The organism is Nonomuraea aurantiaca, assembly GCF_020215705.1.
GTDB lineage: Bacteria > Actinomycetota > Actinomycetes > Streptosporangiales > Streptosporangiaceae > Nonomuraea > Nonomuraea aurantiaca.
In genome coordinates this window covers 144,221-157,261 of record NZ_JAIWNB010000008.1, presented here as the reverse complement: position 1 = coordinate 157,261, position 13,041 = coordinate 144,221, and the positions used below count along the sequence as shown (strand labels likewise).

General features: G+C 71.5%; 9 protein-coding genes. 1 reads left to right on the top strand and 8 read right to left on the bottom strand.

Translation table 11 applies throughout. From position 1 onward, the window contains the following. Positions 1–4: 4 nt before the first annotated feature. The 6 genes from LDL49_RS20835 to hglS all read right to left on the bottom strand — a co-directional run bounded on the left by LDL49_RS20835 (position 5) and on the right by hglS (position 9,943). Positions 5–1,648, bottom strand: coding sequence for an ABC transporter substrate-binding protein (locus LDL49_RS20835; protein ID WP_225292768.1), 1,644 nt, complete (start codon positions 1,646–1,648; stop codon positions 5–7). A gap of 83 nt (positions 1,649–1,731) precedes the next feature. Next, a complete protein-coding gene (locus LDL49_RS20830) occupies positions 1,732–4,671 on the bottom strand; it encodes an aminotransferase class III-fold pyridoxal phosphate-dependent enzyme (RefSeq protein ID WP_225292767.1) in 2,940 nt (979 codons plus the stop codon). 99 nt (positions 4,672–4,770) lie between these two features. Continuing rightward, positions 4,771–5,538, bottom strand: a complete 768-nt coding sequence (locus LDL49_RS20825; protein WP_225292766.1) for a TetR/AcrR family transcriptional regulator — start codon at positions 5,536–5,538, stop codon at positions 4,771–4,773. Positions 5,539–5,546: 8 nt separating this feature from the next. After that, the gene (locus LDL49_RS20820) at positions 5,547–6,659 is read right to left on the bottom strand and encodes a phosphotriesterase family protein (protein ID WP_225292765.1); all 1,113 of its coding nucleotides are present in this window, start codon (positions 6,657–6,659) and stop codon (positions 5,547–5,549) included. 209 nt (positions 6,660–6,868) lie between these two features. Next, positions 6,869–8,416, bottom strand: a complete 1,548-nt coding sequence (gene amaB, locus LDL49_RS20815) for an L-piperidine-6-carboxylate dehydrogenase (protein ID WP_225292764.1) — start codon at positions 8,414–8,416, stop codon at positions 6,869–6,871. Between the two features lie 57 nt (positions 8,417–8,473). Beyond that, complete coding sequence (gene hglS / locus LDL49_RS20810) at positions 8,474–9,943, bottom strand: 2-oxoadipate dioxygenase/decarboxylase (RefSeq protein ID WP_225292763.1); 1,470 nt, start codon at positions 9,941–9,943, stop codon at positions 8,474–8,476. A gap of 139 nt (positions 9,944–10,082) precedes the next feature. On the opposite strand from hglS, the gene LDL49_RS20805 reads away from it, so the two are divergent. Beyond that, entirely contained in the window at positions 10,083–10,979 is an 897-nt protein-coding gene (locus LDL49_RS20805; protein ID WP_225292762.1) for a LysR family transcriptional regulator, read from the top strand. Between the two features lie 362 nt (positions 10,980–11,341). On the opposite strand, the gene LDL49_RS20800 is transcribed toward LDL49_RS20805, so the two are convergent. Next, entirely contained in the window at positions 11,342–12,178 is an 837-nt protein-coding gene (locus LDL49_RS20800) for a carbohydrate ABC transporter permease (RefSeq protein ID WP_225292761.1), read from the bottom strand. Then, positions 12,175–13,032, bottom strand: a complete 858-nt coding sequence (locus LDL49_RS20795; protein ID WP_225292760.1) for a carbohydrate ABC transporter permease — start codon at positions 13,030–13,032, stop codon at positions 12,175–12,177. Before LDL49_RS20795 ends, LDL49_RS20800 begins: the two co-directional genes overlap by 4 nt. Positions 13,033–13,041: the final 9 nt, after the last annotated feature.

Genomic DNA, 13,041 nt, shown 5'->3' with positions numbered 1-13,041 from the left:
GTGCCTAGCCCACCGCCCCGAGCTTGCTCGCCCACGGGGCGAACAGATGCTGGGAGGAGACCGTGGCGCCGGTGAGCTTGGCGTTCAGGACGAGGACCGTGTCCGGGGCGGCGATCGGGATCCAGGGCAGGTCCTTGGTCACGATCGCCTGCGCCGCCACGGTGGCCTCGGCCCGCTGCCGCGCGCCGGCGCTGCCACGGGCCCGTTGCAGCAGGCTCGCCGCCTCGGGGTTGCGGTAGCGGCCGTAGTCCTGCGGGCCGCCCGGCACGGACAGCGTCGCGTAGAGGGCTCCTGGATCGGCCCAGTTGGGATAGTTGGTGGTGAAGAAGCCGTCGACGTCGGCGCGGGCCTTCGGATCGAGGAAGAACCCGCTGTAGGCGTCGGTGGACACCGCCTTCAGCTCGGCTTTGAGGCCGATCTTCTCGGCCGCCGACTTGACCAGGTTGGCCTCGGTGGCCAGCTTGTTGAGCTCGTTGCTCATGCCGAACCGCACGGTCTTGCCGCTCGCGCCGGCCTCCTGGACGAGCTTGCGGGCGCTGTCGAGGTCCACGCGGGGAGCGGGCAGCGCGTCCCAGGCGGCCTGGAAGACCTGGCGCTCGGCTCCCCAGGTGCCCGGGGTGCCGAGGGCGCGAGCCGGCTGGGCGCTGCCCTTGTACAGGGTGGCGATGTAGGACTCGCGGTCGATGGCCAGCGACAGGGCGCGGCGCACGCGCGGGTCGGCGAGCGGGCCGCGGCCCATGTCGGCGACGATCAGCGCGTCGATGAGGTACGACGGGCCGTGGTAGACCTTGACGGTGCCGCTGGCGCGGATCTGCTCCATCGTCGACAGCGGCAGTTCGAGGTAGGCGCCGTCCACTTCCCCGGTGAGCAGCGCCGCCGTGAGCGTGGCCTCGTCGGGGATGCCCTTGAAGTCGATGCGCCGCACCAGCGGCGACTCGGCGCGGTTCCAGTAGCCGTCGTTGCGCACCACGGACAGGACGTCGCCGGTGCGCCACTGGCCGAGCTTGAAGGAGCCGGTGCACATGGCGCCGCCCTTGACCGTGCCGTAGTCCTTGCCCTTGGCCTGGACATAGCGCTTGGACACCACCATGCCCGGCATGTACGACAGGACGTCGCGCAGCCAGTAGTCCGGCTGCTTCAGCCTCAAGGTGACCTGCCGCGGGCCGGTCGGCTCGACCGAGGTCACCCGGTCCAGGACGGGCACCCAGTAGCCGCCGCCCTTGGGGTCGCGGTTGCGCTCGATGCTGAAGGCGACGTCCTCGGCGGTCATGGGGGAGCCGTCCCAGAACTTCACGCCGTCGCGCAGGGTCAGGACGGCGGTCTTCGGGTCGGGGAAGTCCAGCCGCGTGGCCAGGCCCGGCTCCACCGAGCCGTCAGGGCTCTGGCGGAACAGCGACTCGCACATGAGGCTCGTCACGGTGATCTCGGGATAGTCGCCCGCGGTGATCGGGTCGATCGAGGTGGTGCCGCGGTACAGCGCCCAGGTGACGCTGTCGACCTCGCCGGCCCCGGCCGGGGTGAGCGTGACAAGGTCGTGCCGCGGTGCGCCGCCCGGGGCCGGCGTCGAGGCGGCACCGTTGTCGCGATAGCAGCCGGCCGCCAGCATCGCCAGCGCCACCGCAGTGGCCGCGACGGTCTTTGTCCGCACGCGTTGCATCTGAACCACCCATCGTCAAGCTAAGTAGTCGAACGATCGCTCAAATAAATGTCGACGTCAAGGGCATGACGTCCTCAAAGGGATGCTTCGACCTCGCCCAGCGCCTCGCCGAGGACGTCGAGGAACATCTCGCAGTCCGCCCCGCTCAGCACCAGGGGCGGCTTGATCTTGAGCACGTTGTCGTCCGGCCCGTCCGTCGACACCAGCACCCCGCGCGCCTTCACCGCCTCCTTGACCGCGCTCGCCTGCGCGCCGGCCGGCCGCCGCTCATCCAGGCTCAGCTCCACGCCGAGGAACAATCCCTCGCCCCGGACGTCCCCGATCAGCGGATGCCGCTCCTGGAGCCGGCGCAACCCGCGCAGCAGCTGCTCGCCGCGCCGGCGCGCGTGGGCCTGCAGACCTTCCTCACGTACGACGTCGAGCACGGCCAGCCCGATCTCGGCCGAGACCGGGTTGCCGCCGAAGGTGTTGAAGTACTCCATCCCCGTCTCGAACGAGCGCGCGATCTCCGGCGTCGTCACCACCGCGGCGAGCGGATGACCGTTGCCCAGGGGTTTGCCCAGCGTGACGATGTCGGGCACGACACCCTGTAACTCGAACCCCCAGAAGTTCCGGCCCACCCGGCCCAGCCCCACCTGCACCTCGTCGGCCACGCACACCCCGCCGGCCCGCCGCACATGCTCGAACGCGCCGCGCAGGTAGCCGTCGGGGTAGACGATCTGACCGCCGCAACTCTGCAGCGACTCGGCGAAGAACGCGGCAGGGCGGCGCCCGGCCGCCGCCGCCTCGGCGAGCCGGTCGGCGACCGAGCGGGCGTAGCGCCGGCCGAGATCGTCGTCGCGTCCGGCGCGCAGCCGCCCCCGGTAGGGATCGGGCAGCTCGCAGACGTGGGTGGTGCCCGGCCGGCCGCGCCCGCCACGCCGGTTGAACTTGTACGGGCTCAGGGCGATCTGCGAGCTGAGATGGCCGTGGTAGGCGTGGTCGAGGACCAGGACGTCCTCGGCGCCCGTATGCGCCGTGGCCAGCCGCAGCGCCAGGTCGTTGGCCTCGGAGCCGGAATTGACGAAGAAGCAGACCCGCAACGGGTCGGGCAGCAGCTCCACCAGGCGGCGGGCGTACTCCACGACGGACTCGTGCAGATACCGGGTGTTGGTGTTGAGCCGGGCCGCCTGCCGATGGCCCGCGGCCACCACCCGTGGATGGCAGTGCCCCACATGGCAGACGTTGTTGACCAGGTCCAGCCATGGCCGGCCGGAGGCGTCGAAGAGATAGGCGCCCTCACCCCGCACGATGTGCAGCGGCTCGCGATAGGCCAGGCTCATCGCCCGGCTGAGGTTCGTCCGCCGGCGGGCGGCGATGCCGGCCGTCTCCCTCCGTGGCCGCGCCGCGCCGCCCGCCCGGCCGCGCAGCAGGCCGGGGTCGATGCTGACGGCGCTCCACAGGTCCGCCTCGTCGGCGGGCGCGGTGTCCGGGATGTCGGCTCCCATGCCGAGCAGGTGGGTCAGCAACTGCACGCGCGGCGGCGCCGCCCCGCCGGCGCTCCCCAGGCGCATGCCCGGTGTCGCCTCCTCGCCGGGAGTCAGGTGCGTGATCGAGTCCGGGTCCAGGCGCCGGTAGAGGGACCAGAACGGCACCCCGTCGCCGGTGCGGTGTTCGAGCACGACGACCCCGCCGTCGCTCTTCACGCTGTGCACCAGCGAGGGGAGGGGGCACCGCACCGTGACGCCCTGGCCGGCAGGCAGGTCGCAGCCCAGATCGATCTCCGGCCGCCGTCCGGGCGGCGGCGTGAGCTCTTCGCCGTAGCAGGCCGATGCGCCGGCGTCTTCTTCGTCCAGCAGGGGTAGCGGCCGGGCGGCGCCGGACTCGAAGTGCTGACGTACGGCCCGGGCCAGCGGGTTGGGCGCGAACCCGACCGCCTCGCGCAGCCGGAAGTGGGCCAGGTCCGGACTGGTCCCAGCCAGCCGTCGCAGCACCTGCGTCACACCGCGCCGGCTGACCAGCAAGTACGCGTTGGCCGGGTCTCTGGCGTGCTGGTGGGCCGACAGGCACACGCTCATCGCCAGCCGGGTGCGCATCAGGTCGAACAGCACCTCCAGCTCGGCCGGCCGCAGCGGCGACACCTCGTCGTACCCGCTCACCAGGGGCAGCACCGCCCGCAGCGGATCGGCGTGCCCCTGCATCGCGTACGCCCCGGCTACCGCCAGCCCGCAGACCCGCGGGTTCCACGCCACGTCACCGAAGTCGATCAGAGCGGCCACCTCGCCGGCGTTGTCCACCAGGATGTTGAGCTCGTTGGCGTCGTTGTGGATCACCTGGTGGGGCAGCGCCGCGACGCGCGGCGCGACATGCGCGCGGTAGCGGTCGAACACCTCGCTCACCAGCGGCCGCAGCTCGCCGTCCAGCAGCGGCGTGAGGCCGGCGACCGCGGGGGCGCCGGTCAGGTTCCACACCAGCTCGCGCCGCATCCCGGGGTGGGTGAAGCCGGCCAGCGCCTGGTCGACGGCGGCCACGTGACGGCCCAGGTCGCGCAGCCGCCGCGCCGTCGGCTCGACCTGCGCCCAGGGGCGGCCGTCCAGCCAGGTGAGCACCCTGGCCGTACGCGGGCCGTCGGCCCACGGGGCGGCGGCCGATCGGCGTCCGTCCAGGCTCGCCACCACGCGCGGGGCCGGCGGCGCGCCCGCCTGCCCGGCCAGGTGCAGCAGCACGGCGTCCTGCAGGGCGAGCTCGGCGGGGTCGGTGTCCGGCGCGTGCAGCTTGAGGACGTAGCGCTCGCCACCGGCGGTGCTCACCCGGAAGTTGCGGTCCTTCTCCCCCGACAGGGGGGTCAGCCGGCCCTCCAGGCCGTAGAGGTCGCGGGCGAGCGCGGCGGCCTGCGTCAGCTCTTCGGCCGTACTCGGGTCCAGTTCGCCGGCCGTGTTCGGGTCCAGGTCTTCGGCCGGGCTCGGGTCCGGCGCGCCGGCCGAACTCGGGGACGACGCGGCCCGCCGCCCGTCCTGATGGTCCGTGCGCGTCACGTCGCTCTCCTCCTCAAGGCCGGTATGTTGTCGAACGATCGCTCAAATTTGTGGCGATGTCAAGACGCCGGCGGGCCCGCGTGCTCGCGGGCCCGCGGCTCATACTCCGCTCGGCTTGCGGCGCGGCTCGATCGCCAGCTCGACCCGCTCCAGCAGCAGCTCGGAGTCGGGGATGGCCAGGTCGCGCACTTCCAGCGGCCGCCCGTCGCGGCAGGCGCCCATCAGCGCGAGCCCCATGTCGGCGAACCGCTCGCACAGCTGCGCGATGCCCAGCTCCCCGCCGGGGCGGTACCAGTGCGCGATCCCGGTCGCCATCTGCAGCAACGCCAGCCGTGCGAGGTTGCCGCGGTCCTTGAAGACGCCGTCACGGACGCCGGCTTCCAAAGTGTCGGCCCACACCTTCTCGTAGGCGTCGCGCAGCCGCAGGATGTCGCGCCGGGCCTGCCCGCTCAGCGCCTGGAACTCGTGGTCGGCCACCTTGGCGGCCCGGGGGTTGCGCGCGTGGAAGGCGGCGTGCACGGCGATGAGCGCGACCAGCCGCTCGGCGGGGTCGTCGATGTCGCGGACCGTCTCCTCGCTGGCGGCCGCCAGGATCTCCATGACCCGGCGCGTGACCGCCTCCAGCAGCTCGTCCTTGGAGGAGGCGTAGTAGTACATCGCCGACACGGCGACCTCCGCGGCCACGGAGATGTCGCGGATGCCCGTGCCGTGGAAGCCTCGCTCGGAAAACAGCCAGCAGGCGGTGCGCAGCAGCCGTAGCTCCGTGCGGGCCGACTGCGCCCGCCGCGAGGACGTCGCCTTCATCCGGCCGCCCTTGGTGTGCCGGCTGCCGCCCGTCTGGTCGCCCGTCTGGTTGGTGGTGGCCATGGCGCCGACTATCCCATAGCCAGGACGGTCGCGGGGTTGGCGACGGTCACCATGATGATCTCGCTCTCGCTCATCCCCATGCGGCGCATCAGCGGGATGGCGCTGTCGAGGATGTGGGTGTAGCCGGGGCCGCCGTAGCGGCGCAGGTAGACCTTCTGGCAGATGTCCTGCGCTATCAGCAGGCGCTCGCTGTAGCCGGCCTCGATCAGCCTCTGCAGCCATTCGACCCGGGTACGGTCGTTGGGCCGGCGCGCGTCGGGGTTGAAGGCGTAGTAGCTGGACTCCTGGCCGAACAGGTCGAGCTCCAGGTAGCAGCCCGTGCCCGCGAGCTCCAGCAGGTCATCGGGCCGCCACAGCGTACGGTCGAGATGGGACATGATCACGCGGGTCGGATCGCCGCCCGCCTCGGCGACCGCGCGTATGGCCCGCTGCGGCGCCTCGGGATGGCGTCCGGGATGGATCTGCAGCGGCGCCCCGGTCGAGACCTGCGCGTGGCAGGCGGCGCGCAGCACCTTGTCCTCGGTGGGATGCACCGGCCAGCTCAGGCCGATCTCGCCGATGAGCCCGGCGCGGACCCCGGTGTCGCCCACGCCGTCGCGCACGTCCGCGACGATCTCGGCGCTGATCGCCTCCACCGAGGCGCCGGCCAGCCCCGCCGGATGGTAGTCGCGGCAGTAGTAGCCGCTGCCCATCACGATGTGCACCCCGCTGGCGCGGGACACGCGGGCCAGCCCGAGCGGGTCGCGGCCGAGCCCCACCGAGGAGGAGTCCACCACGGCGCCGCCACCGGCCGCGCGGTAGAGCATCAGCTCCTCGGTGGCGTCCTGCTCGGAGTGCAGCCGCAGGTTGTCCAGGTTGAGGACCGTACGCCGGATCCAGTCGTAGTTGTCCAGCCGGACGGGCTCGGCGACCCGGGCACGCACCGACGCCGGGAGCTCCCTGCCGATGCCGCCGGTTTCGCCACCGTCGCCGGACACCGGCCGCAGACCCCAGGGCTGGATGATGGCCGACATGTCGCTCAGGACGTGTTCGTGTGGCTGTGTGTGCCCGAGCGCCGAGGGGTCGACATCTCCGAGCACGGTACGCACACGACGAGCCGGTACTGCCGGGAACTCCGCCATGCGCGTTATTCTATCGATCGTTTGTACAAACAATCAACGCGGCGGGCTGCCGCGCTCCGGACCGGACCGCTGGTCTGAGCCTGATCGCTGGTCTGAGTCGCTGAGCCCCTGAGCCGGTCCAGCGATCAGAACCGCTGGTCTGGTCCGCTGGTCTGGTCCGCTGCGTCTGGTCCGCTGGTCCGGGTCGTGGTCCGGGTCGTGGCGAGGCGTCAGAGGAAGCTCACGTTCTGGGCGAGGGTCAGCTGGTCAGAGTAGTTGACGGTGCCGGTCGCGCGCCGCATGTAGGCGCGCCAGGAGTCCGAGCCGGACTCGCGCCCGCCGCCGGTCTCCTTCTCGCCGCCGAAGGCTCCGCCGATCTCCGCGCCGGAGGTGCCGATGTTGACGTTGACGATGCCGCAGTCGGAGCCGTCGGCGGCCAGGAACCGCTCGGCCTCCCGCAGGTCCCGGGTGAAGATGCTGGAGGACAGCCCTTGGGGCACGTCGTTGTTCAGGGCGATGGCCTGGCTCAGCGTCTGGTAGGTCTGCACGTAAAGGATCGGCGCGAAGGTCTCCTGCCGGACGATGCCCGGCTGTCCGTCGATGCCCGGCTGTCCGTCGATGCGGACGATGGCGGGCTCGGCGTAGTAGGCGTCGGGGGCGGCGTCGGCGAGCCGGCGCCCGCCGCCGACCAGGATCTCGCCGCCCTCGCAGCGCGCGGCGCTCAGCGCCTGCCGCATCGCCTCGTGCGCCTGAGCGGAGATGAGCGGCCCGACCAGGGTGGCGTCGTCGAACGGGTCGCCGATGGGCAGCTTCGTGTAGGCGGCGGTGAGCCGGTCGATCAGCGTCTCGGCGATGTCGGTGTGCGCGATGAGCCGGCGCAGGGTGGTGCAGCGCTGCCCTGCGGTGCCGGCCGCGGCGAACACGATGGCGGAGACGGCCAGGTCGAGGTCGGCCGACGAGGTGACCACGGCGGCGTTGTTGCCGCCCAGCTCCAGCAGCGAACGCCCGAAGCGGGCGGCGACCCGCGGACCGACCTGGCCTCCCATGCGGACCGAGCCGGTGGCGCTGACCAGCGCCACCCGCCGGTCGTCGGCCAGCCGCTCCCCGATGGCGCGCTCGCCGAGCAGCAGCCGGTGTACATCGCGGGGTAGGCCGCTGTCGGCCGCCGCCACGGCCAGCAGCCGGTCACAGGCCAGGGAGGTGAGCGGCGTCAGCTCCGACGGCTTCCAGACGACGGTGTCGCCGCAGACCAGCGCCACGGCGGTGTTCCACGCCCACACGGCCGCCGGGAAGTTGAACGCGGAGATCACGCCGACGACGCCCAGCGGGTGCCAGGTCTCCGACAGCCGGTGGCCCGGCCGTTCGGAGGCGATGGTGCGCCCGTAGAGCTGGCGCGACAGGCCGACCGCGAACTCGCAGATGTCGATCATCTCCTGGACCTCGCCGAGCGCCTCCGAGCGGATCTTGCCCACTTCGATGGTGACGAGGTCGGCCAGGTCGTCGCGGTGCTCGCGCAGGAGTTCGGCGAGCCTGCGTACCACCTCGCCGCGGCGGGGGGCGGGCACCGTGCGCCACGTCAGGAACGCCTCGTGCGCGGCCCCGATCGCCTCGTCGGCGTCGGCGGGCGTCGCGGCTCTGAGGCCGAGCAGGCTCTCGCCGGTGATCGGCGTACGGGCGCGCAGGTCGTCGCCCTCGTCCAGGGTGACGTCCAGGCGGGCGAGGATGTCCAGGGCGCGGCGCCGCAGGACGCCGGTGGCGGGCAGGGTGGTCGTGGTCATGAATGGCTCTCCGTCGCGGTAGTCGAGGTAGTCGCGGGACGAGGTCGGGCTCGCGGCTCAGGTGATCTCGGGCAGGCCGAGCGCGTGGGCGGTCTCCTGCAGGGATCGCCGCTGCTGGGTCTCGTACAGGGTGAACGGGTCGAGCACCTCGGCCCCGATGGCGCCGGCGAGCCAGTCGCTGTCGTAGTCGGCGGCGGCGCGGCTGTCGTCCCTGACGCCCTGCCCGGTGAGGTTGGACTGGAAGATCCCGGCCGCCGAGCGGGGCAGGAAGTCCTCGTAGACGATGGGTTCGGCGCGTACCCAGCCGTGGTCGATCAGGTCGGCGAGGCCGGTTCCGGGCCGCCGCCCGTCACGCGGGCGATCCGGCACCGGCCGATAGGTGAAGAACGCCAGCCGCTCGACCGCCAGATCCCGCTCCGTCGCGGGGAACTCCCGCTCCCACAGGGACCGCGCGCGGGCCGCCTGATCACTCTGGGAGCGCTCGGCCCCCGCACGACCCCCGGCGCCGTTGGCGCGACTGCCGACCGAGCGCTCGGCAGCGCGGTCGGCGGGGCGGGCCTCGGGGTGGGCGTCGGCTCTGGCCTGGAGGTCGTCGTAGCGTTCGCGGCCGGTGCGGGTGAGCGCGATCCCGCGCGCCTCCACCTCGCCGAAGCGCACCCGCAGCGATCCCGTGGTGAGGCCGCCGTCGGGCCGGCGCAGGGCGCGCGGCTCGGCCAGGGCGCGAAAGGAGGTCTGGCGCAGCAGCACGTCCGGACCGGACCAGCGTGGCGGCCCCTGGATCTGGTCGATCATGGTGATGCCGCGCTCGGTCATCCGCGCGTACAGGTCGTCGATGTCCAGTACGCGCGGCGTCAGGTGGTTGATGTGGGTGCTGGTCACGCCGCCGATGTCGGCCGCGACCGCCGAGACCCGTTCCAGGGTCTCGTACCAGGCCTGGTCGATCGGCTCCCGGCCCAGCGCGAACGCCTGGACGGCCAGGTGCGCGAAGCGCGCGGCCTGCTCCTGCGGCAGCTCGCCCTCGCCTCCGGCCCGGTCGGCCAGCTCCAGCAGCTCCGGCGGGAACAGCTGCCGCGCCGCCAGGAACCTCTCCAGCCGCCCGCGCAGATCCGGGTCGAAGAAGCGGGGATCGGCCGGTGTGAGCATCGAGGTGAACACCCGGAAGGGATCATCGGCCAGTTCGTCGGCCGCGACGGGACGAAAGGCGGTCGAGACCACCGGCACGGCGCTGGCGGTCGCCTCACGCAGGTCGTAGAACCCGACCGGGCGCATCCCCAGCGCCCCGAAGATCCGCGAGACCTGCCGCAGCTCGGCCGGGGTGCCGACGCGGATGGCGCCGTGCCGTTCGGCGGTGACGCGCTCGATGGAGCCCAGCCGTTCGGCGCCGGCTCCCGCCCGCCGCAGCACGCCGTCGTTGACCTTCTGGGAGACCTCCACCAGCGTCCGGTAGGCGGGCACCTCCTGCCCGTACATCTCCGACAGGCGCCGCGCGAAGGCCGCGCGCAGCCGCCCTTGAGAGACCATGACCATGCGTTATCTCCTCCAGGTCCGGATGGCTTTGTCCACGATGGAGGTGATCCCGGGTGAATCCAAGCCCCAGCAGGCCGATAGATTTCCAGCCAAAGCCCAAGCATTGCTGAGGGTGCTCTACTGGCGGCGCGGAGTCGGCATGATCAAACCCCTGCATCTGGTCACCCTGCGAGAGGTGTGCCGGACCGGATCGTTCGCGCTGGCGGCGCGCGAGCTGGGCTACACGGCCTCGGCGGTGTCGCAGCAGATCGCGGCGCTGGAGAAGGACACCGGGCTGGAGCTGTTCGAGCGCGAGGCGCGCGGCGTGCGCACCACCGCCGCGGCGCACCGGCTGGTCGAGCTGAGCCAGCGGGTGCTGGCCACGCTGGAGGACTTCGGCTACGAGGTGCGCGAACTGGCCGCCGGCACCACCGGCCGGCTGCGGCTGGGCAGCTTCCCCACGGCCAGCGTACGGCTGGTGCCGCCCACCCTGTCGGCCTTCACCCGCCGCTACCCTCGCGCGGAGATCCTCCTGGAGGAGGGTGAGCCCGAGGAGCTGATCCCGCGGGTGATCGACGGCGCCCTGGACCTGGCGCTGGTCTACGAGTACGGCCCCACCCCGCAGCAGTGGCCGGCCGGCCTGGCCGCGCACCACCTGCTGCGCGAGGACCTGCTCCTGCTGCGGCCCCGCGATCACGCCCCGGGCGCCGAGCTGTCCGAGCTGGCCGGGGAGCGCTGGATCACCAGCCGCGAAGGCACCGGCGGCGCGCTGTCCCTGGCGCGGCTGTGCGCGGCGGCCGGGTTCGTGCCCGCGGTCACCTTCCGCAGCAACAACTACGACGTGGTCCGCCACCTGGTGGCCGCCCGGCTGGGTGTGGCGGTGGTGCCCGCCCTGGGCCATGTGCCCGACGACCGCGTCGTGGCCACGCGCCTGGACCTGCCCGCCGCCCACCGCACGGTGGTCGCCCTGCACCGGGAGGCCAACGGCAACCCCCTGCTCACCGACGCCCTGGAGACCCTGCGGCAGGCGGCCGGACCGCGCTCGAACCAAGGGTGAGGCGCGCGCGGTTCAGCAGTCGCGCCTTCGAGGGTGCGGTCGCGGATGTACTCGCGCTCCATGCCGGACATCGCGGCGAGCACCGTGAACACGATCCCGGAGGGATCGTGCGAGCCCTTCAGTTCTCCGGTGAGGAACCAGACCGAGCCCGGCTTGCGTACGGCGGGGGTCGGCACGCTCAGGGCCCTGGCGAGTTGGGCTACGAGGCGGAAGCGGGCGGTGTGGTACTGGATGGCCACCTTGTTCTTGCCGGTCCGGCATGGGGGACTGTCCATATCTGCGACAGAGCACCTCCCAGGCCAACGGCGCGCAGGGCATAGATCAAGACAGCAACAGGCAGCCCAACCAGCAGTGGACCACCGTCACTTGACGGCGCCTCCGGTGATGCCGGAGATGATCCGTCTTTGGGCGACGACGAAGACGACGACCAGCGGCAGGCTCATGAGCACGACGTAGGCGAAAACGAGGTTCCAGTTGTTCTGATACAGGTTGCTGCTCGCCACCGAGTACAGGTTCAGGGGAAGTGTCGAGTATGTCCCTCCACCGAGCACGAAGAAGGCGTAGAAGACGTCATTCCAGATGTAGAGGCAGATCAGGATCGTGGCGGTCGCGATGACCGGGCGCAGCAGCGGCAGGACGACCTTGATGAAGATGCCGAGCGGCCGTGCGCCGTCCATGCGGGCCGCTTCCTCCACCTCGACCGGTATGGTCCGCACGAAACCGGTGACGAAGAAGATGACCAGGGACATGTACATGCCCATGTAGACCAGCATCATGCCGATCGGCGTGCTGGCCAGGTGGAGTTGCCGGAGCAGCAGCACGATCGTGACGACGGCCGGGGGCAGGATGATCCCGCTGATCGCAGCCGAGTAGAGCACAGCCATGACGCGCCCTGCGCGCCGAGCCAGCACCCATGAAGCCAGTGAGCCGAAGATCAGCACTCCGGCGACGGACGGCACCATGACCAGCAGGCTGCCGAACAGCGCCCACAGCATGCGGCCCTGCGTGAACGCCTGGGAGTAGTTGTCCCACAGGTGCCACACCCGTGGGAGGGACAGGTCGGGCAGGTTCGCCTCGCCTTGCGACTTGGCGGAGGTCACCAGGGCCAGCCACAGCGGGATTCCGATGACGACGGCGGTCAGGATGATGACGACGGCCGGGTGAACGAGGCGGGACCAGGTCCGGGTGGAGATCCTCACAGGACGCGCTCCCTCTTGCGTAGGTAGCCGATGACAGGGAAGGCCAGCAGCGCGACCAGGAGAAGGAGGGCGAGGCTCATGGTGGTGGCCTGGGCGAACAGGCCGTTGCCGTAGACGCGGAAGATGTAGATGTTGAGCACCTCGGTCTGCTGTGCGGGCCCTCCGCCCGTGGTCGCCAGGATCGTGTCGAACCCGTTGAAGGAGCCCAGCAGCGCGGTCGCGACGTTGAAGGTCACCGCGGGGGCGATCAGCGGGAACCGGATGGATCGGAAGGTCCTCCACCTGCTGGCGCCGTCGATCCTGGCCGCCTCGAGCACGTCGGCCGGGATCGTTTTGAGACCGGCGAGGAAGATCACCATCGCCAGCCCCATCCACTTCCAGGAGTTCACGAAGGCCACCGTCACCACCGTCCACGTGGTGCTGCCGAGCCAGGGGATCGTCACGTGCTGGCCGGTGAGAGCGCCGAGGAGCCCGTTGAGCGGACCGTCGGGCTTGAGGAGCGCCTGGAAGGTGTACCCCACCGCCAGGGCAGACATCAGCACCGGGATGAAGAAGACGACCCTGGCGAACCGGTTGATCCGGGTGTCGCGCTCCAGGAGCAGGGCGAGCCCCAGCCCGAACCCCGTTTGCATGATCGCCACCAGGACCGCGTAGACGATGGTGATCCGCAGTGACGACAGCAGGGAGCCGTTGGACAGCACCGCCTTGACGTTAGCCAGCCCCACGGGGTGGATGTCGTCATGGAAGGCCGACCAGTCCGTGAAGGCGTAGACGAAGTTGAAGACGGTCGGTAGGAAGAAGAACACGGCTAGCACGGCGAACGCCGGAACGAGGAACGAGTTCGGGTACAACACCGCTCGCCG